A 22,618-nucleotide genomic window follows, 5' to 3' on the forward strand; every position below is an offset into this window, starting at 1 on the left:
CTCCTCCTCAGGAGGGCGAACTTTAGGGTGTCAAGGGCGGGTTTCGCCCAAGTGCAATCCCTAAAACTGCTACCGACTGCTACTTCTTGTCGCGCAATTCACGGCGCAACACCTTGCCGACCGGAGTTTTTGGCAGTTCGGTCCGGAACTCGATGACCCGGGGGCGCTTGTAGCCGGTCAGGTTCGCTTCGCAGAAGGCCTTGACGTCGGCCTCGGTCAGCGCCGGATTGCGGCGCACGATCACGACCTTCACCGCCTCGCCGGCCTTCTCGTCCGGCACGCCCACGGCGGCGCACTCGGCCACGCCCGGCATCTGCGTCAGCACGTCCTCGATCTCGTTCGGATAGACGTTGAAGCCGCTGACCAGGATCATGTCCTTCTTGCGGTCGACGATGCGGAAGAAGCCGCGCTCGTCCACCGTGCCGATGTCGCCGGTGCGGAAGTAGCCGTCGGCCGTCATGACCTTGGCGGTCTCGTCGGGCCGCTGCCAGTAGCCCGCCATCACCTGCGGACCGCGGATCGCGATCTCGCCGCTGCTGCCGGTCGGCACTTCGTTGCCGTCGTCGTCGAGCAGCGTCACCTCGGTGCCGGACAGCGGCAGACCGATCGAGCCGGTATAGGCCGTGCTGTCCGTCGGGTTGCAGCACGCGACCGGGGACGTTTCCGACAGGCCGTAGCCTTCGACGATCGGGCAGCCGGTCTTCTCCAGCCACAGCCGTGCCGTGGCCTGCTGCACGGCCATGCCGCCGCCGACGGAGATCACCAGCCCGCTCCAGTCCACCGTGTTGAACTGCGCGTGGTTGGCCATCGCCATGAAGAGCGTGTTGACCGCGGGCAGGCTGTGGATCTTGTGGTGGCTGAGTTCCTTGAACACCGCGGGCAGGTCCCGCGGATTGGGGATCAGCACGTTGCAGCCGCCGACGCGCATCGACAGCATCAGGTTGGTGGTGAATCCGAAGATGTGATACAGCGGCAGCGCGCAGACGCTCATCAGCTGTTCATCGGCGGGCTTCTTCTTCAGCGCGGGCTGGTACCAGGCCTCGCACTGCAGCGTGTTGGCGACCAGGTTGCGATGCAGCAGCACCGCGCCCTTGGAGACACCGGTCGTGCCGCCGGTGTACTGCAGCACCGCGATGTCGTTGGGGCCGACCGTCGGACGCTTGTAGGTCTGACCGCGGCCCTTCGAGACCACGTCGTTGAAGCGCACGGCCGAAGGCAGCTCGAACGCCGGCACCAGCTTCTTGACCTTGCGCACGACGTAGTTGACGACCATGCCCTTGGCGAAGCCCAGCATGTCGCCCATCGCGGCCAGGACGATGTGCTTCGTCGGCACGTTCGCGAGCACCTGCTGCAGCGTGGCGGCGAAGTTCTCGATGATGACGATCGCCTTCGCGCCGGCGTCCTTGAGCTGGTGTTCCAGCTCGCGCGGCGTGTACAGCGGGTTGACGTTGACCACGACGAAACCGGCGCGCAGCACCGCCGCGACGGCGACCGGGTACTGCGGCACGTTGGGCATCATGATCGCGACGCGATCGCCCTTCTCCAGGCCCAGGCCCTGCAGGTACGCGGCGAACGCGCGCGAGGCCTCGTCGATCTGCTCGAAGCTGATCGAGCGCCCCAGCATCTTGTAGGCGGCGCGCTCCGGGAACTGCTTGAACGCCGCTTCCATCAGCTCGACGAGCGAGGGATAGACGTCCGCATCGATCTCGGCAGGCACTCCCGCCGGATAGTGCTTCAGCCAGTTCTTCTCCATTGTTCTGTCTCCAAGGTACGGCGCGGATTCTCGCCGATCGCCATCGGGGCCCCATCAGGGGATTCGATAGACCGCACAAAGTGGAGAGATGACTCCAGAACGCATCGGGAACGGCTTGAATGCGGCTTGAATGCCACGCGATTGCGGGCCCGCGACGTGCCCGCGCACGCGCGTTGCGCTCACGGGTCGACGTGCAGTGGCAGCCACAGCAGCAGTTCGGTGCCGCCCTCGACCGGCGCCTCTTCCGGCGCGCGCCAGTCGATGTCGGCGGAGATCCGCTCGGCGCGGCGGCGCATGCCGCGCAGGCCGTTGCCCTGGCGCAGGTCGGCCGCCATGCCGCGTCCGTTGTCGACGATGGACAGCAAGACCTGTCCCCGCGCCTCGTCCACGCGCGTCGAGAAGCGGACCCGCGTCGCGCCGGCATGGTGGATGACGTTGCTGAGCGCCTCCTGCACGATGCGGATCAACTCGCGGCCGCCGGTGCCGCGCAAGGTCGGCAGCAGCGGGATGTCGGTCAGTTGCCAGTCGAGCTCGAGTCCCGCGTCCTGCAGCCGCGGCGCCATCCGGTGCCGCAGGTTGGCGAGCAGCAGCGTGAGATCCCCGTCCGTGACGGCGAGCGCGTCGACGGTCAGGCGCATCTCGCGGATGCACTCGTCGAGCAGCCCGACCAGCGACTGCGAAGTCACGCCGCGCTCGGCGCACAGCCGCGCGGTCACGAGCTGCGAGCCCAGACCGTCATGCATCTCCTGCAGCAGGCGCTCGCGTTCCTGCGCGGCCGTGCGCTGACGCTCGCTGTCCTGCAGGTCTTCCCAGCGATCCTGCAGCTCGCGGGTGCGCGCATCGAGCGCCTGCTCGAGCCGGATGCGCGCCATCGCCTCGTCGCGCAGCGACCCGACGAAGCGCCGCTGCAGCGCCACGCCGGCGATCGCGATCAGCACGGCGTGTCCCACGACGTTGATGTCGACGACGCTCATCTGCTTCGACAACACCAGCGCGAACCAGCTCACATAGAGCCAGACCCAGGCCGACAGCGCCACGGCGCAGGCGCCGACCAGGTGGGCGTAACGCGGCGTCGCGAGCGCGGCCCGGGCCGCCAGGACCGCCGCGGCGCCCAGCACGACGGCACGACTGCCGAGCGCCCACCACGGCCAGGGGTGATGGAAGTCGGTCCAGCTCCAGCCCAGGAAGGCGGCGGCGCCGTCGATCACGGTGCCGAGCACCAGGTAGGCCATGGCCATCTTCTCGGGCCAGCGCGCCCCGATGCCCGAGAGCCGCGCGACCAGGAAGAGCAGGCCCGCCTTCGAAAGCACGTCGGCCAGGTCCAGCGTCACGCGCCACCACGGCGCGGGGAACAGCGCGCCGTTGAGCAGGTAGGGCGACAGCAGCAGCGCGGTGCACAGGCAGAACAGGCCGGTGACGCCATACAGCCATTCCTGGCGGAGCGCGAGCCACACCATCAGCATGAACGCACCGATGACGATGCCGGCCAACGCCGTGGTGACGCGGATCACCTGCCAGAAGCGGCGCCCCTCCTGCAAGGCGCGGATCTGCGCGGACGGGCCCAGCAGCGGCGCTGACAGCCCCGCGCCTTCGAAGCCCGGACGTGCGAGCCGCAGGCTGAGCCGATGCTCGCCGGCCGGCAGCATCGCGGGCGGGATGCTGACCTGCAGCCGGCGACCTGCGAGCAGCAGGCCGCGTTGCGCGAGATCGTCCTCGTCCTCGGACGCATAACCGCTGCCCGGGCTGGAAGTTGCGATCAACTGCCCGTCCAGATAGACCGTCGCCGCGGGCCGGTGCTGGATCACGAGCCAGTACGGCGCCTCGGCGGACCGGTCCAGGTGGAAATCGAGCGCGAGCCAGAGCGGGCCCGGCGCGTCGGTGTCGTGGATCTGGACCGGCAGCGCGACCACGTGGCCCGGTGCGAGGGGCACGGCGGGCGTGGTCGGCATCGTCGAGGGCATCGGCGTCGGGGTGGCCGTCGGACTCAACGGCCGGGACACGACGGACGACGCGGCCGAGTCCGCGGAGGCCGGCCCGGTCCGCAGTCGCGCGCCCGACCGCGCATCGGGCAATGCTCCGGGAATCTGCGCGGGATCGAGCGCATCGCCTGGCAGCAGGCGGGCTTCGGTCAGTCGCAGCACCTGCGGCGGCGTCGCCGTGCCGTACTGCTGGGAGAACAGATGAACGACGCCGAGCATCAGCAACGGCAGCGCCACCAGCAGCGCCAGCCGCCGGATCGACACCATCGCCGCTGCCGGACGGACCTCCATCGATCGCGTGAATACCGCCAAATCACCCCCACGCCGCACATGAAAGGGAACGGCCGGCTCCGCGAGGAACCGGCCGCGGGAGATGCTAGGTCATCACGGGTCTGGGCGACACCTCGGACCTAGGGGGCGTCTCAGGTCAGATCACGGCGCCGGCGAACTGGTACTGGTAGGTCAGTTGGCTGCTCGGACCCGCGTTGCCGGCGGCATCGATCGCGTAGACCTCGACCGTGTTGGAACCGATGACCCATCCACCCGTTCCGACACCCGGGACCCATGGCTCGCTGGGCCCCCATTCGCCTCCGTTCGTTCGAGACCGGAAGGTGTCACCCAGTTGCAGGCCGCCGACGAGGACGATCGGATTGGAAGTGATCAAGTCCGTCGAACTCGCGCCGTCGTCGTGCTCCAGCGAGAGCTTCGGTGCACTCGGCGGCGACGTGTCGAGGGTGATCTCGACCGGCCTGATGGCGACATTGCCTGCCAGATCCGTCTCGCGCATCTCCAATTGGTGCTTGCCGTCGGCGCCGAAGGCGCTCAATGGCAGACGACCGTCGGCGGGCACCTCTTTCCAGGTGCTGCCATCGACGCGGTAGGACACGACGTCCTGGCGGGCGTCCCAGCCGCTGTAGCGATTCACCTGGAAGAAGTCCTGCGCACCGAGGGTGACCTGCGCCGGCCCTTCTCCCCCGCTGTGGTCCTTGCCGGAGGACATCCAGCTGGGATTCAGCGCCTGGTTGTCCAGCGTGAAGCTCAAGCTGGCCGCGTCACTGGCGTTGCCAGCGGTGTCCACCTGCTTGACCAGCAAGCTCGGTTTGCCGACGCCGAAGGGGAAGAGCCAATCCGAATCCACCACGGTCGTGCCCTCGGCAAACGCCTGCCAGTCGCCCCCATTCGTGCTGACCAGCAGCGTCGCGCCGCCTTCCAGACCGTCGACATGAACCTTGCCCGACGACGTGATCCCGTCGGTGCTGCTGACACCCGTGTCGTTGAGCAGCTTCAGCGTGGGCATGGTGGGCGGGGTGACGTCGACAGGGACGTTGAACGTCGTCACCGGGCCGTCGTTGCCCGCCAGATCGGACTGGCGCACCTGGAGTTGCTGCGTCCCGTCCTGGTGGAACTCCGAGACCGGAATGCGGCCGTTGTTGGCGGGGAACCACTGTGCCGCCGGATCAAGCCGGTATTCCACCAGCGCATTGGTTTCGGCGCCGTGGACCTGGATGGCATCGTCAATGCCCAGCGCGGGCTTGCCGGCCGGCATCGTCCATTGCAACTCGCCCGGCGCCGTCCGGTCGAGTTGGAAGGACAGCTGGGCGGCGTCGCTCTCGTTGCCGCTCGCGTCGATCTGCTTGACGAGCAGTTGCTTCAATCCGTCGGCACCGAACAGCGCCTCCGGCAGCTGCGCGTCGCCGCTGCGCGGGGTCCAGGTCTGGCCGCCGTCGAGACTGATGGCGAGGGTGGCGTTCGGCTCCAGTCCTTCGATGTTCACCGGGCCGGCAGCAGTGACGCGATCGTGACGGTCGAGACCGGTGTCGACCGCGAGCGACAGCGTCGGAGTCGCAGGCGCGGTCACATCGACACGGGCGACCAGCGTGGTGCTTGCGCTCTCGTTGCCGGCCACATCGATCTGGCGCACTTCGACCTGCCCGGCGCCGTCGTGCTGGAACATCGAGACCGGGATCAGGCCGCCCGCGGCGGCGAGCCACGGCGTCTGCGCGTCGGGGCGGTACTGGACGATCGCGTCCGTTTCGACGCCCTGGACGGCGATCGTGTCAGCGAGGCCCAGCGCGGTCTTGTCGGTCGGCATCGACCAATGCAACGCGTCCGGCGCCGTCCGGTCGAGCGTGAAGGACAGTTCAGCCACCTCGCCCGCGTTGCCCTTCGCGTCGATCTGCCTGACCTCCAGATGCTTCATCCCGTCCGCGCCGAACAGCGCTTCCGGCAACTGCTCGTCGCCGCTGTGCGAGGTCCAGGTCTTGCCCTCGTCCAGGCTGACCGCGAGCGTGGCCCCCGGCGCCAGCCCCGACACGTTCACCGCGCCCGAGGACGTGATGTGATCCTGCCCGCTGCGACCGGTGTCGACCGCGAGCGACAGCGTCGGTGCGACCGGCACGGGCGCGGGTGGCTGTTGAGCGGGATCGGCCGGCGGCGAGGGGTCGGGATCCGACTTGCCAGGGTCCGGCTGTTGAGACTGACCCGCGTGGGACTGATCTGCCGGCGGATGGTCCGCTGAAGGTTGATCCGTGCCCGGCGTCGACGTTCCGGGGTCCGGCTTCTGTTCCGACACGGGCGGATCCGACTTCGGTTGATCGGATTTCGGAGGATCGGACTTCGGAGGATCGATGGCGCCGATCGGCTTCGAGTCCCCTGCGGACGACGAACCCGCGAGGCCCGCCGCGCCGCCGATGCCCAGCAGACCGAGGCCCGCGGCCAGCAGCGCCGAGGAGCGGTCGTCATGGCGTTCGCCGCTGGCCGAGGCGGCGGCGGGGAGTGCTTCGGCAGCACCGGCGTCGCCATCCGGCATCGCGGCGGCGTCCGGCAACGCAGGGACGTCCGACACCGCAGGGGCGTCCGGAGTGGCCGCGGTTTCCAGCGTGCTGGCGGCGGGCGAGTCCGGCGGGGCGCTGCCGGACTCGGTGGCTGCCTCGTCCAGACGTTCGTCCTCGTCAGGTCGGACACGGCGGTCGTGCGCGCGTGGCGCAGGATTGCCCTTCGAGGTCAATGGCGCAGGCGCGCCGGGCAACAGATCTAGGTTGGCGGACATCATGGACACAGCAGAAGAAAGGACCCTGCAGTCTCTTCATGTCAGCGCCCGCCCGCACCAGCCTCGATTTGCAGCAAATGGCGACAGCTCCCACCCAAGTCGGTAGGCCAGCTACCAATAAGGCTGGAAGATGACCGGAGCCGCGCGAGCTCCGCCCCGCGGATGTGCTACTCGATGGCCTTGAGCATGTCCTCGACAACCTTCTTCGCGTCACCGAAGACCATCATGGTCTTGTCCATGTAGAACAGCTCGTTGTCCAGGCCGGCGTAGCCCGCGGCCATCGAGCGCTTGTTGACGATGATGGTTCGCGCCTTGTAGGCCTCGAGGATGGGCATGCCGAAGATCGGGCTGCCCTTCTGCAGCGCGGCGGGGTTCACCACGTCGTTCGCGCCGAGGATGATCGCGACGTCGGTTTGGCCGAACTCGGCGTTGATGTCCTCCATCTCGTGCACCTGGTCGTAGGGGACCTCGGCTTCGGCAAGCAGCACGTTCATGTGGCCGGGCATGCGGCCGGCGACCGAATGGATCGCGTAGCGGACCGTCACGCCCTTGTCGATGAGCTTCTGCGCGAGCTCCTTCACCGCGTGCTGCGCGCGCGCCACCGCCAGGCCGTAGCCGGGGACGATGATGACGCTCTCGGCATTGCCGAGGATGAAGGCGGCATCGTCGGCGCTGCCGCTCTTGACGTTGCGCTGCTGCGTGGTGGCGGCCGCCGCGCCGGCCTCGGCGCCGAAGCCGCCCAGGATCACGTTGAAGAACGAGCGGTTCATCGCCTTGCACATGATGTAGCTCAGGATCGCGCCCGAGCTGCCCACCAGCGATCCCGCGATGATCAGCATGCTGTTGTTGAGCGAGAAGCCGATGCCCGCCGCCGCCCAGCCGGAGTAGCTGTTGAGCATGGACACGACCACCGGCATGTCGGCGCCGCCGATCGGGATGATCAGCAGCACGCCGAGCGCGAAGCCCAGCAGCGCCACGAGGATGAAATCCATCGAGCTCTGCGAATGCCAGAAGCCGAAGATGAAGAACGCGGCGGCCAGGCCGAGGAGCGCGTTCAGCCAGTGCTGGCCGGGGAAGGTGACGGGCGCGCCCTGGAACAGCCGGAACTTGTACTTGCCGCTGAGCTTGCCGAAGGCGATCACCGAACCGGAGAAGGTCACCGCGCCGATGAAGCAGCCGAGCGCGAGCTCGATGCGGTTGCCGCCGGGGATGGGCTCGCCGCGCGGCGCGATGGCGAAGGCATGCGGCTCCACGACCGCGGCGCCGGCGATGCACACGGCGGCCAGGCCGATCATGCTGTGCATGAAGGCGACCAGCTCCGGCATCTTGGTCATCTCGACGCGCTGCGCCATGACCGTGCCGATGCCGCCGCCAATCACCAGGCCGCCGAGCACGTAGCCCAGGCCGAGCGTCTGTCCGCCGGCGAGCTTGAGGATCAGCGCGCCGGTCGTCAGCACGGCGATGGTCATGCCGACCATGCCGAAGAGGTTGCCGCGGATCGAGGTCGTCGGATGCGACAGGCCCTTCAGCGCCTGGATGAAGCAGACGCTGGCGATCAGATACAGCAGGGTGACGAGATTCATCGTCATGTGGCCCCCCCGGTCGATGGGTACGTCGCCCGATCCCACGAGGGGATTCGGGCCGGCTTGGGAGCGGCCCGGCGCTCGGCCCGGTCCACGTCGATGCGGCGGTGGGTCACTTGCGCTCCTTCTTCTTGAACATCTCCAGCATCCGTCGCGTGACGAGGAAGCCGCCAAAGACGTTGACCGCCGCCAGCGCGACGGCGAAGGTGCCCAGGCCCTTGCCGAGCGTGGTCTCGGTGAGCGCGGCGGCGAGCATCGCGCCGACGATGACGATCGCGGAGATCGCGTTGGTCACGGCCATCAGCGGCGTGTGCAGCGCGGGCGTGACGGTCCAGACGACGTGGTAGCCGACGTAGATGGCCAGCACGAAGATCGTCAGGTTGATCAGGGTGGGGGAGACGGCGTCCATGCGGAGAGCTCCTTCCGGGGAAACGGGAACGGCGGGAACAGCGGGAACGGGGCGCGGATCCGGGGTCAGGCCTTGCGCAGCACCTGGCCTTCGTGCGCGACGAGGCAGGCGGTCACGATGTCGTCGTCGGCGGGCAGCGCGAAGCCGCCCTCCTTCGTCAGCACCAGCTTCAGGAAGTCCAGCAGGTTGCGCGCGTACAGCGAGGACGAGTCCGCCGCGACCAGCGCGGGCAGGTTGGTCTCGCCGACCAGCGTGACGCCGTGCTTGCGGACGGTCTGGCCGGGCTCGGTCAGCGGACAGTTGCCGCCGGCGGGCGCGGCGATGTCGACGATCACGGAGCCGGGCTTCATCGCGCGGACCATCTCCTCGGTGACCAGCACCGGCGCCGGGCGGCCGGGAATCAGCGCGGTCGTGATGACGACGTCGGCCTGCGCGACGCGCTTGGCGACCTCCACCTGCTGGCGCTGCAGCCAGCCCGGCGGCATCGGGCGGGCGTAGCCGCCGACGCCGACGGCCGCCTCGCGTTCCTCGTCGGTCTCGTAGGGCACCTCGATGAACTTGGCGCCCAGCGATTCGACCTGCTCCTTGACGGCGGGCCGGACGTCCGAGGCCTCGATCACCGCGCCCAGCCGCTTGGCCGTCGCGATCGCCTGCAGACCGGCGACGCCCACGCCGAGCACCACCACCCGCGCGGCCTTGATCGTGCCGGCGGCGGTCATCAGCATCGGGAACAGGCGCTGGTAGTGGAAGGCGCCCAGCATCACGGCCTTGTAGCCGGCGATGTTGGCCTGGCTGGACAGCACGTCCATGCTCTGCGCACGGGACGTCCGCGGGGCGGCCTCCAGCGCGAAGGCGGTGAGGCGGGCCCCGGCCAGACGCTCCAGGCCGTCCCGGTCGAACGGGTTCAGCATGCCGACCAGCACCGCGCCGGGCTTGAACAGCGGCAGTTCGCCGGGGTCCGGGGACCGCACCTTGAGCACCAGGTCGGCGCCGAAGGCGGCCTCCCGGGCGACGATCTCCGCCCCGGCGGCGGCATAGGCCTCGTCGGTGGCGCTGGCGTTCAGGCCCGCGCCTTGCTCCACGCGCAGCACATGGCCCTGCGCGACGAGCTTCTTGACGGTTTCCGGCGTCGCGGCGACGCGCGTCTCTCCCGCCGCGGTTTCCTGCGGCACACCGATCAGCATCTGGAGTCCCTCCGTCCGAATCCGGGTCGAGGCGAGCTTAACCGGGCGACCGCCCTGGGCGAGCCTCGCCCGCGACAGGGGTTTTCACCAGGGAGACGCCACCCCGCAACGTGGGGGCAATGCTGTTTCGAAAGGTGAACCGCTGTCGTCCGCAGGGGTGAAAGCAGCGTTAAATTGGGGCGTCCAATGACCCCCGAAAGGAGTCACCCATGATCAAGAAGATGGTTTTCAGCAGTGCGTTGGCAATCGCGGCCCTGGTGCCGATGACTTCCCGGGCGGCCGATGTCGGCGTGTCGGTCAGCATCGGCGAGCCGGGCTTCTATGGCCAGATCGACATCGGCAACGTCCGCCCGCAGGTGGTGTACGAGCGGCCGGTGCTGGTCGAGCGCGTCCCGGCGCCACAGCCCGCCGTCTACCTGCTGGTGCCCCCGGGCCACCAGAAGAACTGGGCGCGTCATTGCGCGCGCTACAACGCCTGCGGCCGCCCGGTGTACTTCGTTCGCGACACCTGGTATCGCGACGTCTACGCGCCGCAATATCGTCGCGAACACACCGAGTACCGCTGGCGCCCGGACGGCCGCCGCGACTGGCGCGACGACCACGGTCATGGCCGTGGCCATGACCGCGACCATGACCGCGGCCCGGACCGGGATCACGGACGCGGTCCCGATCGCGACCGCGATGACCACGACCGCGGCCGTCGCTGATCCCCTGTCCCGATGACAAGACCCCGGCTTGCCGGGGTTTTTCATTTTCGGCGTTCACAATGCGGCCCGCACCCATCGAGGTGGCCGTTCCCGGCATTGGCGCCGCGGCTCGAGCCGCCCTTTCAGGAAGGACCAATGACCGAACGATTCAAGCCCAGCGTCACCGTCGCCGCCGTGATCGAACAGGAGGGCCGTTACCTGCTGGTCGAGGAACTCACCCGCGACGGACTGCTGCTGAACAACCCCGCCGGCCACCTGGAGCAGGCGGAATCGGCGATCGACGCCGTCGTGCGCGAAGTCCTCGAGGAAACCGCCCGGCCGTTCACGCCGGACGCCTTCCTCGGCGTCTACATGTCGCGCTTCCTGCGGCCCGACCGCAACGACGATGTCACCTATGTCCGGCTCGCCTTCACCGGCCGGGTCGGGGAACAGATCCCGGGCCGCCCGTTCGACGAGCCCATCCAGCGCACGCTGTGGCTGACGCTGGACGAGATCCGCGCCAGCCAGGACCGCCACCGCAGCCCGCTGATCCTGCAGTGCATCGAGGATCACGCCGCCGGTCGCCGCCTGCCGATCGAGGCGGTGAGCGGCCACCCGTCGCTCTACGCGCCCCGGGCCTGGCCGCACTGAGCGGCCCCGGAACGCCGACAGGCCCCGGAGGGCCTGTCGTCACGCGCGGTCGTAGCGATCGGCGCCGGCTTCAGAGCGTCATCGCGGCGCTGATGGCCTGCTGGCTGTGGCGGGGTTCGCGCCGGCAGGCTTCCAGCTCGTTGACCGCGCAGCGCGCCAGCGTCGTCAGCGACTCGCGCTGCCGGTCCCGCAGGCGGCGCGGCAGCCGGTCCATCACGCACAGGCTGCCGACCACCTCGCCGGTCGACAGCGACAGCGGCACCGACGCATAGAAGCGCACGTAGGGCGCGCCCTGGACCAGCGGGTGATCGAGGAATCGCTGGTCATGCCAGGTGTCCGGCACTTCCTGCAGGCTGCCGTGGTGCATCACGTGCGTGCACAGGCCCCGGGCCCGCGGCATCAGCCGCAGGTGAAGGCCCGAGGTGCCGATCAGCCGCAACTGGTCGCCGTCGACCAGGCCCACGGCCGCCATGGCGCCGCCGCTGATGTCGCAGGCCAGATCGGCCAGTTCGTCGAAGGCGACGTGCACCCGCGACTGCAGGTCCAGCCCGTCCACGGCGGCCTGGCGTTCGTCCTCGTCGACCGGCAGCGGCGCGCGCCAGCCTCGCAGCATCGCCAGCGCCTCGTCGGTCTGGCGGCCCTTGTCGAAGAAGCCCGAGATGCCGTGCTCCGCGCAGGCCCGCCGCATCTCCTCGTAGTAACTGTGGGTCATCACGATCACCCGCGCGCCGACGCCCAGTTGCCGGATCGCCCGCAGCACCCGCAGCCCGCTGCCCGGCTGCAAGGCCAGGTCCATCAGCACCACGTCCGGCTGCGCCCGGGCGATCACCTCGATGGCGGAGCGCTCGCACCCGGCCTCTCCCACCACGTGGATCTGGCGCTCCCGTGCCAGCAGCGCCTGCCATTGCGCCCGTGCCGTGATGGATCCATCGACGATGACGATGTTCATGACCTTGTGCTCCCTGTTTCATCCAGTTTCTTCCCGCCCCGCGTGGCGGTGGAGCCGGCGTTGCCGCGAGCCCCTGTCAGCGTTGGCGCAATCCCTTGTCAGCCATCCCTGACACGCGAATCGGGGGTCGCCCCTCGTGGCGAGGACTGCGTCACGGATCGGAGACCACCGCGCCTCGGGGCTCGGGTCAACCCCGCGGGGGACGGGTGATGTCCACCTTTGGGACAATGCCGCCCCATGAATCCCAAGAAGCAACGCGTCGTCGTCGGGCTGTCCGGCGGCGTTGATTCCGCCGTGACGGCCTGGCTGCTGAAGCAGGCGGGCCACGAGGTCGTCGGCATCTTCATGAAGAACTGGGAAGACGACGACGACAGCGAGTACTGCTCCTCCAACATCGACTTCGTCGACGCGGCCGCCGTCGCGGACGTCATCGGCATCGAGATCGAGCACGTCAACTTCGCCGCCGAGTACAAGGACCGCGTCTTCGCCGAGTTCCTGCGCGAGTACCAGGCCGGCCGCACGCCCAACCCGGACGTGCTGTGCAACGCCGAGATCAAGTTCAAGGCCTTCCTCGACCACGCGATGCGCCTGGGCGCGGAGAAGATCGCCACCGGCCACTACGCCCGGGTGCGCGAGGTCGACGGCCGCGTGCAACTGCTCAAGGGGCTCGATCCGTTGAAGGACCAGAGCTATTTCCTGCACCGGCTCAACCAGGCGCAGCTGCGCAAGACGATGTTCCCGGTCGGCGACCTGCCCAAGACCGAGGTGCGCCGCATCGCCGAGGAGATCGGCCTGCCGAACGCGAAGAAGAAGGATTCGACCGGCATCTGCTTCATCGGCGAGCGCCCGTTCCGCGAGTTCCTCAACCGCTATCTCTCCCAGAAGCCCGGTCCGATCAAGGACGACCGCGGCCGCAAGGTGGGCGAGCACGTCGGCCTGTCGTTCTACACGCTGGGCCAGCGCCAGGGACTGGGCATCGGCGGCATCAAGGAGAAGGGCGCCCCGCGCGGCGGCGGCGAGCACGCGCCGTGGTTCGTCGCCCGCAAGGATCTGGAGACCAACACGCTGGTCGTCGTCCAGGGCCACGATCACCCGCTGCTGCAGAGCCGCGGCCTGGTCGCGCAGGACCTGAGCTGGACCGACGAGGCGCCGGCCTTCGGCGGCTTCGGCGCCAAGACCCGCTACCGGCAGGCCGACGCCGCCTGCGCGATGACGCCGGGTGAGCCGGGTGGTCCGGCTGAAGGCAGCATCCGGCTCGACTTCCCGCAGGCGCAATGGGCGGTCACGCCGGGCCAGAGCGCCGTGCTCTATGACGGCGACGTCTGCCTGGGCGGCGGCGTCATCGCGGAAGCGATCGCGTAGACCTCCGCAACTCATCCAGCGATTCGGGGCACTCGTCGCATGGGCGGAACCGCCCCGTGGGTGTCCCATGACAATGCGCACCTTCCCTGCCGGACGTCGCCTGTGGCACGCTGGCGGCTTGTCGCTCCGTGTCTGCTTCGTCTGGATCGCCCTGTGGATCGCCCCCTCGATCGTCTCCTCGCCCGCATCGCCCAGCCCGCCTTCGTGCTGCGCATCGCCGCCCTGGCGATCTGCCTGCTGGAGCTGGGCTCGGCGATCTGGGGCCTGATGGGCAACCAGACGGAGCCGTACGACGGCGTCCTGGCCAGCCTCTACCGCCGCACCGGCGGCACCACGCACGACGCACCCTTCGTCCTCACCTGCCTGGCGCTGGTCATGGTGTTCGCCTGGCACTTCTGGCGCCTGGCGCGCCAGCAACACCTGGACCTGCCGCCGCGCAACGCGCTCTCCCGCGTGGTGCTGCTCAACCTGCTGGCGCTGCTGGTGACGCCGGGGCTCCCCTTCCTGGTCACGGTGCTGGCGGCGCTGCTGCTCAACGTGCGGCGCGCCTTCAATTTCGCGCTGGCGCAGGTCGTCATCAACGTCGCGCTGTACTGGCTGCTGCCCAGCGAGGCGCAGCGGCTGGAACAGATCCAGCCCGACATGCCCTGGTGGCTGAACAGCGTGGGCTTGTCGATGTCGATGGTAGCGCTGCACGGCATGGCCTTCGGGCTGGGGCGGCTGGCCGCGGCTGAAGGCGAACGCCGGCGCTGGTTCCAGGCGATGCTGGCCGAGAAGGAATCCGGCGAGCGCCTGCAGATCGAGCAGCTGCGCTATGCCGAGCGCCTGCACATGGCGCGCGAGCTGCACGACGTGATGGGCCACCACCTGACCGCGCTCAACCTGCACCTGCAGCTCAGCGAGGCGCTGCTCAAGCGCCACGACGAGCCGGGCGCGGCGCAGGCGGTGGAGAAGGCCAGGCTCGGCGCGGCGGGCTTGCTGGCGGAAGTCCGCGCCGCCGTGTCGCGCGAGCGCGAAAGTCAGCGCATCAACCTCGAGGCGGCGCTGCGCACGCTGGCGGACGGCATCGCCAGCACGCAGATCGAGCTGGCGCTGGACCCGGTCGCGCAGGACCTGACCCCGCGCTGCGCGCACGCGCTGCTGCGCTGCGTGCAGGAGGCGGTGACCAACGCGGTGCGCCACGCCGGCGCGACGCATGTGCGGGTGACGCTGGAAGCGGTGGAGTCGGCCGCGCCGGTCGCACCGGTCAGGGCCGGCGAGACGGCCTTCGTCGGCGGTCATCCTGGCCCGGCCGCCTTGCTGTCCGCGGGATCACAGGTGCGCGTGCGGGTTGACGACAATGGCCGGGGCACGCGCAAGCTGCGCGAGGGCAACGGTCTGAAGGGCATGCAGGAGCGCATGGCCGAACTGGGCGGGACGATGCAGGTGCTGCGGCATCACCCCGGATTCCTGATCGAACTGAACTGCCCGCGGCGCGCCTGAAGCGGGCCGGCGCCATCCAGGGAAGGAGACGACATGAGCGAGAACACGATCAAGCTGCTGCTGGTGGAAGATCAGCAACTGGTGCGCGAGGGCCTGAAGGGCCTGCTGGCGCTGCACGACGACATCCGCCTGATCGGCGAGGCGTCCGACGGGGCGGAGGCGCTGGAGTTGCTGGCGCGCGAGCAGCCGGACGTGATCCTGTCGGACATGCGCATGCCGCGGCTGGACGGGATCGGGTTGATCCGCGCGCTGGCGGCGCGGGCGCTGAAGATCCCGGTGGTGCTGCTGACGACCTTCGACGACACGGCCGCCTTCGACGAGGCGGTGCGGGCGGGGGCGCGCGGCTTCCTGCTGAAGGCGATCAGCCCGGACACGCTGGTGCAGGCGCTGCGCGACGTGGTCGGCGGATCGACCGCGCTGCGGCCGCTGCTGACCGAGCGCATGGAGCGCGCGCCGGTCGAGCGCGCCTTCGCCGCGACGCCCGAGCCCGAGACGCTCAGCCCCAAGGAGCTTCAGGTGCTGCGTCTGGTGGCCAGCGGCCGCAGCAACACCGAGATCGCCGCGTTGCTGGGCAACAGCGAGGGCGTGATCAAGAACCACTGCTCGGCAGTGTTCGCGAAGATGGGCGTGAGAGACCGCACCCAGGCGGTCCTCAGAGCCATCGACCTCGGTTGGATTTGAATCCGGCTCGGTCTCTCGGGGCGTCGCGAGCGGACGTCAGGCTAGGCGGGCGGAGCGGAGGAACCGGAACGTACTTCCTGTACGTGAGGATTCCGAGCATCCGACCAACGACGCATGACGTTCGCGCAGCAGCCCCCGCTCTCAGATCCAGAGGTCGTAGTCTTGGAGGGCGCGGATGCGGCGCTCGACCGAGAGGAAGCGGGCGGCGCCCACTTCGCCGATCGCCTTGACGACGCGCGGGTGGTACTTCTTGTAGAGCTTCTGCTCGGCGTCGACGTAACCGAGGTAGCCGCGCGAGAAGTACTTCGACTGCGCATTGGTCGGCTTGTCGCCGATCTGCACGTACTCCACCGACATGCGGGTGAACTGACGGTTCAGCGCGGCGAGTTCGCGCTCGTAAGCCTCATAGACCGGCACAAACTTCTTGGTCTGGGCCTCGTCCAGGGCCAGCGCCTTCAGCACGACGCCCTTGCGGTCGGCACGGACGGCGTCGCGCAGCGACTGGGCCTGCGCGGTGTCGGGCACCGGCGCCGGATCGGCGAAGGCCGGCAGCGCGGCGGTCAAGGACAGGCATAGCGCGGACAGCGCGGCGAACTTCTTCATCTCTCTTCCCTCGTCATGCGTCGGACTTCGACTGCGCGGCCGATTCTAGGGAGCGGGTTTTGCCCTGACCCTTCGGGACTTCACGGGGAGACAGGCGCGCGCACCTGCCGCCAGCGCTCGAGCCAGCCCGCGTGTCGCGGATCGGCCACGCGCAGGACCAGCTCAGTGCCCGCACCGGGCACGCTGTGCACGGTAAAGCTCGCATCCATGAGCCGCGCCCGCTCGCGCATCCCGCACATGCCGTAACGCACGCCTCGCGCCTGGCGCGATTCCCAGTCCGGCGCCAGGCCGATGCCGTTGTCGCGCACGGTCAGCAGCACGACGTCGGCCCGGTAGTCGAGCGCCAGCGTCACCTCGGTCGCCCGGGCGTGGCGATCGGCATTGGTCAGGCCTTCGCGCGCGATCAGCAGCAGCTCATCCTCCACCGGCGCCGGCAGTGCGCGCGGCGTTCCGCTCACCCGGATCCGGAACTGGCCTGGCGGGCGGATCAGATCCTGCCCGGCGCGCGCCAGACCGTCGGCCAAGGCACGGCCATCACGCCTGCCATCGCCATCGCCATCGCCGCCCCCATGACCGCCGCCGCCGTGGCGATCGGCGCCGTCATCGCTCCCACCGTCGTCGCGGTCATCGCGGTCATCGCGGTCACGACCTCGCCGCTCCTGCCGCTCGGCGGCATCCTCGTCGTCGATGCGCTGCCGCAGTTGTCCGACGCGATCGCGGCCTTCCGCGAGCAGCGCCTCCGCGCGGGTCAGATCGCGTTCCATCTTGTGGCGCAATGCCGCGTCGGCAACGCGCCGCACGCTCGCATCCAGGCCCAGCAACAAGCCTTGGAAACCCTGCAACAGGGTGTCGTGCAGGTCACGGGCGATGCGTTCCCGCTCGCGGTGGCGGTCGGCCAGGCGCAGACGCAGCCGGGCCTGCAGCGACCGGACGCGCAGCCGGTAGCCGCCCCAGACGGCCACGATCAGCGCCAGCGCCACCGCCCAGCGGAAGGCCGGCTGCTGATGGAGCATCGGCGCGATGCGGAAGGCCAGCACCGTCGGCTGGCGGCTCCAGAGGCCGTCCGGATTCGAGGCGAGCACCTCGAAGCGGTAGTCGCCGGGACCGAGGTTGGCGTAGGTCGCCTCGCGCTGCGTGCCGGCGTCGCGCCAGTCGGCGTCGACGCCGACCAGCCGGAAGCGGTAGCGGACCTGCTCGGCCTTGCTCAGCACGCGCGCGGCGTAGCGCAAGGTCAGCGCGTTGGTTCCTCTGGGCAGCTGCTGGCCCTGCGCGGCCGGATAGTTCTGCCCGCCGGCCATCAGCGCCTGCACGTCGACACGGACCTCGCGCGAGCTGCGCGGCGTCCGCGCCGGATCGAGCCAGACCACGCCGAGGTTGGTCACGAACCACAACCGGCCGCGGGCGTCGCGCACGGCGGTGGGCGTCGCCGAGGCCTGCCGCGCGATGCCCGGCAGCCCGTCGGCGGCGTCGAGCAGTTGATAGCTCAGCGGATGGGCGGACTCGTCGAACAGCGACGGCACCTCCGCCGCGGCCAGCCGCACCAGCCCGCGCGCGCCGTTGAGCCAGAGGTCGCCGTCCAGGGACTCGACGACGCCGGACACCCGCGCGAAGGCGGGATCGCGGGCGAGCGTGATCGTGGCGAAGCCGCCGTTCCTGCCCAGGGCCACGCCGTTCTCGCCGGCGACGACCAGCCCGTGGCGGGTGTTGATCATCGTGTGGATGCGGCCGGTCCGCAGCCCTTGCTCCGGACCGAAGCGCAGGCGTCGGCCGCGGTCGTCGATGCCGGTGAGCACGCCGTTGTGTCCGAACCAGACCGCACCGTCCGCATCGACCGCCAAGGCCGCCGGCGGAGCGCCGTCCAGTTCCGCGTCCTTCACCCGTTCGACGCCGGCGCGGGTCGCGTGGAACACGCCGACGTCCTGCAGTGACAGCCACAGCCCGCCGGTGGGATCGGCCGCCATGGCATTCGCGGCCGCCATCGCGCCGGCGGGCAGCGACAGGTCCCAGCGGTCCCAGCGTCCGCCGGGCAGCGAGCGCCAGAGGGTCTCGTTGTCCCACAGCCAGAGGGCGCCGTCGGTGGCGCGGATCGCCTGCGTGGCCGGCCGCCGCGACAAGGGTCGGGGATCGACGCCGTTGTCGCGCACCGGGCCGCCGGGCGGGTCGACGCGCCAGCTGGCGGAGGAACTCGACAGCAGCACGCCGCTGCCGTCCGGCTGCACGCTGAAGCCGGTGGCGGCCGCGTCCTCCAGGCGCGTGACGCGCTGGATGCGGTGCTGGCGCAGGCTGCTCACGCCGACGTTGGTGCCGACCCAGATCTCGCCGTCGTCGCTCTCCAGCAAGGGCACGGTGATCGACGATCCCAGCCCGTCCGCCACGGTGAACCAGCGTCCGCGCGTCCAGTCGAGCTGCTCGCCCGCCAGCAGCCGCGCCGTGGCCGCGGCATCGGTCCGGAACACGCCGCGGCCATTCACCGTGACCCACAGCCCGCCGTCGCTGGCGAACAGCATCTGCTTGACCAGCGTGACCGGCTGGCCGTCGCGTGAGGACACCACGCTGGGGGAAAAGGGCGCCGCGGCGAGATCGTCGGCCCGCAGCGGTCCCGGCGCCGGCGCCGTGCCCGGCAGCGCCGTCCACGCACGCCACGAGCCCGGCAGTCCGAGCGGCCGCACGCCGCCGCGCCCGTCCGCCAGCCAGAGCCGGTCCTGGACGTCCTGCGTCATCACGGCGGAGCGCCCCGTCCGCACGCCGGTGAACTCGAAACGCTCGGCGCCGGCGGCCAGGCGGTAGAGCCGCTCGCCGGAGCTGACCCAGAGCGTGCCTTGCCGATCGCGGAACAGGTATTCGGCGGCGGGCTCCGGATAGCCCTCCTGCTCGCCGATGCGGGACCAGCGCCGGCCGTCGAAACGCGCGAGCCCCTTGCCCGTCGCGGCCCACAGCGCGCCCGACGCCCGCACCAGGCGCAGCACGCGGCCGCCCGGCAGTCCCTGGGCCGCGCCGTGACGCACGACCTGACCCTCGCGCGCGCCGGACCCTTCACGCAGTTGCAGCACGCCGCCTTCGAAGAGGCCCAGCCACAGCGTGCCGTCGTCGTCGACCAGCAGCGCGTTGATGTTGACCGCCGGCAGCGACGGATCGCCGGGCCGGTAGCGCTCGAAACGCAGGCCGTCGAAGCGGTACAGGCCCATGCCGGTGCCGAGCCAGAGCTCGCCCTCGCGCCCGCCGCCCATCGTCCAGACGTCCGGCGGCGCGCCTTCGCGGACGCTCCACGAGCGGTGGGAGAAATCGGCCAGGCCGCCCTCGGCCGCGCGCACCGGCGCATGGTCCGCGCCGACGAGGCTCGCCGCCGCCAGGATCAGTCCCGCCCACCACCTCGCCACACGCGTCCTCCCTGTTCCGATGCCGGTCCGGCACCGACTGTGACCCTGTGCGCCGCCCGGGGTCAAGCGCGCGCTGGACCGTTCATGCGGCCGGCAGCGGACGGAGCCCGTACAGGCCGTGAGCCGCCCCGCGCACGGCGACGCGCACCGGATGCGGGAAGGGGTCGTCGATCAGCGGCTCGTCGTCGAGCAGCCCGCGGCGCAGCGCCTCGGTGGCCGCCTGCGTGCGGCTGCGCGCGCCAAGCTTCTGCAGCAGCGTCTTCACATGCGTCTTGACCGTGCCGGCCGCGACGCCCAGCCGCAGGCCGATGGACTTGTTGTCCAGGCCGAGGCACAGCATGCGCAGCACGTCGCGCTCACGCGGGGTGAGGTCGTCGCCGAGCCAGCCTTCGGCGACCGCGGCGGCCGCCGTGCGGCAGAGGTGGCGACGGCCGGCCGCGACCGCGCGCGCGGCGTCGCGCAATTCCTCCAGCGCGCAGGCGGCATGCACGTAGCCGAGCACCCCCGCGGCCATGGCCTGGCGGACCCGGCCGCCGTGCACCACGGGACTGACAACGAGCCAATGCGGCCCGGGCAGTCCGGCGCCGGCATGACGCCCGAGTGCGCCGGCGCCGCCGACCGGGGCCCGGCGTGGCTCGCCGGCCAGCGCCTGCAGCGCGCCGTCGTGGTCGGCGACGACGAGCCGGATCGGCTCGGCGCGGCCGGACGGTCCGGCGGCGAGTGTCGGCAGCACACCGGACTCGGCGATCAGGCCGGCGTCATCCCCCGCGTCATGGGCGCGGAAGAACGGCGACAACGCGGCGGCGATGCCGGCGCGCAGCAGCGGATTGCGGTGGAGGACGATCGCGTCGAGGACGGCATCCGGGACGGCATGAAGGCGCTCGATCAGGGACATGGACGGCTCCCAGGGCGTTGAAGGGCGGTGATGGCGAAGGCGGACCGGAGGAGGGCCGCTGGGAGACGCTGAAAGCGCTCTCTCGAAGGACTGCGCCGATCATCGGAAGCGATGCTGCACTGCGATAGCCCCGGTCGAGTCGACAACGCCTACCCGAAAGGGTATCGGCCCCCTGGAACGGGGACGGTGGCGAGGGGGCGCCCCTATGATCGCCGCCATGGTGCCCGCGTCCGATCCCATCCGCGTCCTGACGGTCGACGACCACCCGCTGATGCGGGAGGGCATCGCCGCGGTGCTGGGCGAGCAGCCGGACATGACGCCGGTGGGCGAGGCGGACAACGGCTGGCAGGGCCTGCAGGCCTTCGAGCGGCTGCGTCCCGACGTCACGCTGATGGACATCCAGATGCCGGGCATGGACGGGCTGGAGGCGCTGGCGCGGCTGCGGGCGCTGAGCCCGGCGGCGCGCGTCATCGTGCTGACGACCTTCAAGTCGGACGGCCAGGCCTGGCAGGCGCTGAAGCTGGGCGCCAGCGGCTACCTGCTCAAGACGCAGCTGCGCACCGAGCTGCTGGACGCGATCCGCGCCGTGCACCGCGGCAACCGCTGGATCCCCAACGAGGTGGCGCAGGAAATCGCCGCCCACGCCGGCCAGGAGCAGCTCTCCGGCCGCGAGATCGACGTGCTGGAGCACATCGCGCAGGGCCGGAGCAACCGGGAGATCGGCGGCCTGCTCTCGCTGTCCGAGGACACCATCAAGGCGCGGGTCAAGACCATCCTGTCCAAGCTCGACGCGCGCGACCGCACGCATGCCGTCGTGCTCGCGCTCAAGCGCGGTCTGTTGCGTCTGTAATCCGTCCGGACCCCGACTGCAACGGGGCGTCACGCCGGCCTGCCTCCGACGGGAGAGCATCGGGTGCGCCATCGGCGGCTGGTTCCACCGGGGAGCCGTTCCTACGATGGTGGCATTCCCCGGAGACCCTCGATGACCACTCCCTCGATCCCCACGGATCCCACCCGCCGCGACGTGCTCGCGCTGGGCGGCCAGTTCGCGCTCGCCGCGGCACTGCCGCTCGCGCTGGCCGACGGCGCCGCGGCCGCGACCCCGGCGGCCTCTTCCTCTTCTTCATCCGATCACACCCTGCCAGGAGCCCCCATGAGCTACGTCACCACCAAGGACGGTACCCAGATCTTCTACAAGGACTGGGGCAGCGGCCAACCGGTCGTCTTCTCGCACGGCTGGCCGCTGAGCAGCGATGCCTGGGAAGACCAGATGCTGTTCCTCGGCCAGAACGGCTTCCGCGTCATCGCGCACGACCGCCGCGGCCACGGCCGCTCCAGCCAGAGCTGGAACGGCAACGACATGGACACCTACGCCGACGACCTGGCCGCGGTGCTCGACAAGCTGGACGTCAAGAACGCGGTGCTGGTCGGCCACTCGACCGGCGGCGGTGAAGTCACCCGCTACGTGGGCCGCCACGGCACGAAGCGCGTGGCCAAGGTCGTGCTGGTCGGCGCCGTGCCGCCGACGATGATGAAGTCCGCCGCGTATCCGAACGGCCTGCCCAAGGAGGTCTTCGACGGCATCCGCGCCGGCGTCCAGAAGGACCGCTCGCAGTTCTACAAGGACCTGACCACGCCGTTCTTCGGCGCCAACCGCCCCGGCGCCGTCGTGTCGCAAGGCGCGCGCGACAGCTTCTGGCTGCAGGGCATGCAGGGCTCGCTGAAGTCGCAGTACGACTGCATCAAGCAGTTCTCGGAAACCGACTTCACCGAAGACCTCAAGAAGATCACCGTGCCCACGCTGATCATCCACGGCGACGACGACCAGATCGTGCCGATCGGCAATGCCGGCGAGCTGTCGGTGAAGCTCGCGCCCAAGGCCACGCTGAAGGTCTACAAGGGCGGCGCCCACGGCCTGGCGGTCACCGCCAAGGACCAGCTCAACGCCGACCTGCTGGCCTTCGCCAAGTCCTGA

17 protein-coding genes and 1 other RNA gene are annotated in these 22,618 nt (G+C 70.1%); 7 read left to right on the plus strand and 11 right to left on the minus strand.

Going from position 1 to position 22,618, the window contains the following annotated elements; genetic code table 11:
* Positions 1–79: 79 nt before the first annotated feature.
* From AC1VNM_RS20840 to AC1VNM_RS20865, 6 genes are all read right to left on the minus strand, one after another.
* Complete coding sequence (locus AC1VNM_RS20840) at positions 80–1,753, minus strand: long-chain-fatty-acid--CoA ligase (RefSeq protein ID WP_483108165.1); 1,674 nt, start codon at positions 1,751–1,753, stop codon at positions 80–82.
* Between the two features lie 179 nt (positions 1,754–1,932).
* The gene (locus AC1VNM_RS20845) at positions 1,933–4,023 is read right to left on the minus strand and encodes a sensor histidine kinase (RefSeq protein WP_483108166.1); all 2,091 of its coding nucleotides are present in this window, start codon (positions 4,021–4,023) and stop codon (positions 1,933–1,935) included.
* 136 nt (positions 4,024–4,159) lie between these two features.
* The gene (locus AC1VNM_RS20850; protein ID WP_483108167.1) at positions 4,160–6,781 is read right to left on the minus strand and encodes a hypothetical protein; all 2,622 of its coding nucleotides are present in this window, start codon (positions 6,779–6,781) and stop codon (positions 4,160–4,162) included.
* Positions 6,782–6,948: 167 nt separating this feature from the next.
* A complete protein-coding gene (locus tag AC1VNM_RS20855) occupies positions 6,949–8,370 on the minus strand; it encodes an NAD(P)(+) transhydrogenase (Re/Si-specific) subunit beta (protein WP_483108168.1) in 1,422 nt (473 codons plus the stop codon).
* 106 nt (positions 8,371–8,476) lie between these two features.
* The gene (locus AC1VNM_RS20860; RefSeq protein WP_377159204.1) at positions 8,477–8,773 is read right to left on the minus strand and encodes an NAD(P) transhydrogenase subunit alpha part 2; all 297 of its coding nucleotides are present in this window, start codon (positions 8,771–8,773) and stop codon (positions 8,477–8,479) included.
* A gap of 65 nt (positions 8,774–8,838) precedes the next feature.
* A complete protein-coding gene (locus tag AC1VNM_RS20865) occupies positions 8,839–9,957 on the minus strand; it encodes a Re/Si-specific NAD(P)(+) transhydrogenase subunit alpha (RefSeq protein ID WP_377159202.1) in 1,119 nt (372 codons plus the stop codon).
* A 209-nt stretch (positions 9,958–10,166) separates the two neighbouring features.
* Between AC1VNM_RS20865 and AC1VNM_RS20870 the strand changes: the two genes are divergently transcribed.
* Both AC1VNM_RS20870 and AC1VNM_RS20875 read left to right on the plus strand, forming a co-directional pair.
* Positions 10,167–10,664 (plus strand): hypothetical protein, encoded by a 498-nt coding sequence (locus AC1VNM_RS20870; protein WP_483108169.1) that lies wholly within the window; start codon positions 10,167–10,169, stop codon positions 10,662–10,664.
* A gap of 135 nt (positions 10,665–10,799) precedes the next feature.
* On the plus strand, positions 10,800–11,294 hold the full coding sequence (locus tag AC1VNM_RS20875; protein ID WP_377159198.1) for an NUDIX hydrolase: 495 nt from the start codon (positions 10,800–10,802) through the stop codon (positions 11,292–11,294).
* A gap of 70 nt (positions 11,295–11,364) precedes the next feature.
* Here the strand turns inward: AC1VNM_RS20875 and AC1VNM_RS20880 are convergent, their stop codons facing one another.
* Positions 11,365–12,243, minus strand: coding sequence for a response regulator (locus AC1VNM_RS20880; RefSeq protein ID WP_377159196.1), 879 nt, complete (start codon positions 12,241–12,243; stop codon positions 11,365–11,367).
* 237 nt (positions 12,244–12,480) lie between these two features.
* Here AC1VNM_RS20880 and mnmA point away from each other — a divergent pair, with 237 nt between their 5' ends.
* The 3 genes from mnmA to AC1VNM_RS20895 all read left to right on the plus strand — a co-directional run bounded on the left by mnmA (position 12,481) and on the right by AC1VNM_RS20895 (position 15,768).
* Positions 12,481–13,605, plus strand: coding sequence for a tRNA 2-thiouridine(34) synthase MnmA (mnmA, locus tag AC1VNM_RS20885; protein ID WP_483108170.1), 1,125 nt, complete (start codon positions 12,481–12,483; stop codon positions 13,603–13,605).
* 153 nt (positions 13,606–13,758) lie between these two features.
* Positions 13,759–15,087, plus strand: coding sequence for a sensor histidine kinase (locus AC1VNM_RS20890; RefSeq protein ID WP_377159192.1), 1,329 nt, complete (start codon positions 13,759–13,761; stop codon positions 15,085–15,087).
* A gap of 33 nt (positions 15,088–15,120) precedes the next feature.
* A complete protein-coding gene (locus AC1VNM_RS20895; RefSeq protein ID WP_067280760.1) occupies positions 15,121–15,768 on the plus strand; it encodes a response regulator in 648 nt (215 codons plus the stop codon).
* Positions 15,769–15,778: 10 nt separating this feature from the next.
* Here the strand turns inward: AC1VNM_RS20895 and AC1VNM_RS20900 are convergent.
* The 4 genes from AC1VNM_RS20900 to AC1VNM_RS20915 all read right to left on the minus strand — a co-directional run bounded on the left by AC1VNM_RS20900 (position 15,779) and on the right by AC1VNM_RS20915 (position 20,643).
* Positions 15,779–15,853, minus strand: a non-coding RNA gene (locus AC1VNM_RS20900) — sX9 sRNA.
* A gap of 56 nt (positions 15,854–15,909) precedes the next feature.
* The gene (locus tag AC1VNM_RS20905) at positions 15,910–16,371 is read right to left on the minus strand and encodes a hypothetical protein (protein ID WP_377159191.1); all 462 of its coding nucleotides are present in this window, start codon (positions 16,369–16,371) and stop codon (positions 15,910–15,912) included.
* 80 nt (positions 16,372–16,451) lie between these two features.
* Entirely contained in the window at positions 16,452–19,748 is a 3,297-nt protein-coding gene (locus AC1VNM_RS20910) for a sensor histidine kinase (protein WP_483108171.1), read from the minus strand.
* Positions 19,749–19,830: 82 nt separating this feature from the next.
* Positions 19,831–20,643: a helix-turn-helix transcriptional regulator gene (locus tag AC1VNM_RS20915; protein WP_483108172.1), complete on the minus strand. Its 813-nt coding sequence runs from the start codon at positions 20,641–20,643 to the stop codon at positions 19,831–19,833.
* A gap of 217 nt (positions 20,644–20,860) precedes the next feature.
* Between AC1VNM_RS20915 and AC1VNM_RS20920 the strand changes: the two genes are divergently transcribed.
* Both AC1VNM_RS20920 and AC1VNM_RS20925 read left to right on the plus strand, forming a co-directional pair.
* Positions 20,861–21,493 carry a response regulator gene (locus AC1VNM_RS20920; RefSeq protein ID WP_377159188.1) on the plus strand — a complete coding sequence of 211 codons (633 nt, stop codon included), beginning with the start codon at positions 20,861–20,863 and terminating at the stop codon, positions 21,491–21,493.
* A gap of 132 nt (positions 21,494–21,625) precedes the next feature.
* Positions 21,626–22,618: an alpha/beta fold hydrolase gene (locus tag AC1VNM_RS20925; protein WP_483108173.1), complete on the plus strand. Its 993-nt coding sequence runs from the start codon at positions 21,626–21,628 to the stop codon at positions 22,616–22,618.

The organism is Mitsuaria sp. MSU3D (assembly GCF_056867975.1).

Excerpts from the sequence above, each read along its gene's own strand:
- AC1VNM_RS20915 (WP_483108172.1), bottom strand. The coding sequence starts at position 20,643 with ATGTCCCTGATCGAGCGCCTTCATGCCGTCCCGGATGCCGTCCTCGAC.
- AC1VNM_RS20920 (WP_377159188.1), top strand. The coding sequence starts at position 20,861 with ATGGTGCCCGCGTCCGATCCCATCCGCGTCCTGACGGTCGACGACCAC.
- AC1VNM_RS20840 (WP_483108165.1), bottom strand. The coding sequence starts at position 1,753 with ATGGAGAAGAACTGGCTGAAGCACTATCCGGCGGGAGTGCCTGCCGAG.
- AC1VNM_RS20870 (WP_483108169.1), top strand. The coding sequence starts at position 10,167 with ATGATCAAGAAGATGGTTTTCAGCAGTGCGTTGGCAATCGCGGCCCTG.
- AC1VNM_RS20895 (WP_067280760.1), top strand. The coding sequence starts at position 15,121 with ATGAGCGAGAACACGATCAAGCTGCTGCTGGTGGAAGATCAGCAACTG.
- AC1VNM_RS20865 (WP_377159202.1), bottom strand. The coding sequence starts at position 9,957 with ATGCTGATCGGTGTGCCGCAGGAAACCGCGGCGGGAGAGACGCGCGTC.
- AC1VNM_RS20855 (WP_483108168.1), bottom strand. The coding sequence starts at position 8,370 with ATGACGATGAATCTCGTCACCCTGCTGTATCTGATCGCCAGCGTCTGC.
- AC1VNM_RS20880 (WP_377159196.1), bottom strand. The coding sequence starts at position 12,243 with ATGAACATCGTCATCGTCGATGGATCCATCACGGCACGGGCGCAATGG.
- mnmA (WP_483108170.1), top strand. The coding sequence starts at position 12,481 with ATGAATCCCAAGAAGCAACGCGTCGTCGTCGGGCTGTCCGGCGGCGTT.
- AC1VNM_RS20860 (WP_377159204.1), bottom strand. The coding sequence starts at position 8,773 with ATGGACGCCGTCTCCCCCACCCTGATCAACCTGACGATCTTCGTGCTG.
- AC1VNM_RS20845 (WP_483108166.1), bottom strand. The coding sequence starts at position 4,023 with ATGGAGGTCCGTCCGGCAGCGGCGATGGTGTCGATCCGGCGGCTGGCG.
- AC1VNM_RS20850 (WP_483108167.1), bottom strand. The coding sequence starts at position 6,781 with ATGTCCGCCAACCTAGATCTGTTGCCCGGCGCGCCTGCGCCATTGACC.
- AC1VNM_RS20905 (WP_377159191.1), bottom strand. The coding sequence starts at position 16,371 with ATGAAGAAGTTCGCCGCGCTGTCCGCGCTATGCCTGTCCTTGACCGCC.
- AC1VNM_RS20925 (WP_483108173.1), top strand. The coding sequence starts at position 21,626 with ATGACCACTCCCTCGATCCCCACGGATCCCACCCGCCGCGACGTGCTC.
- AC1VNM_RS20875 (WP_377159198.1), top strand. The coding sequence starts at position 10,800 with ATGACCGAACGATTCAAGCCCAGCGTCACCGTCGCCGCCGTGATCGAA.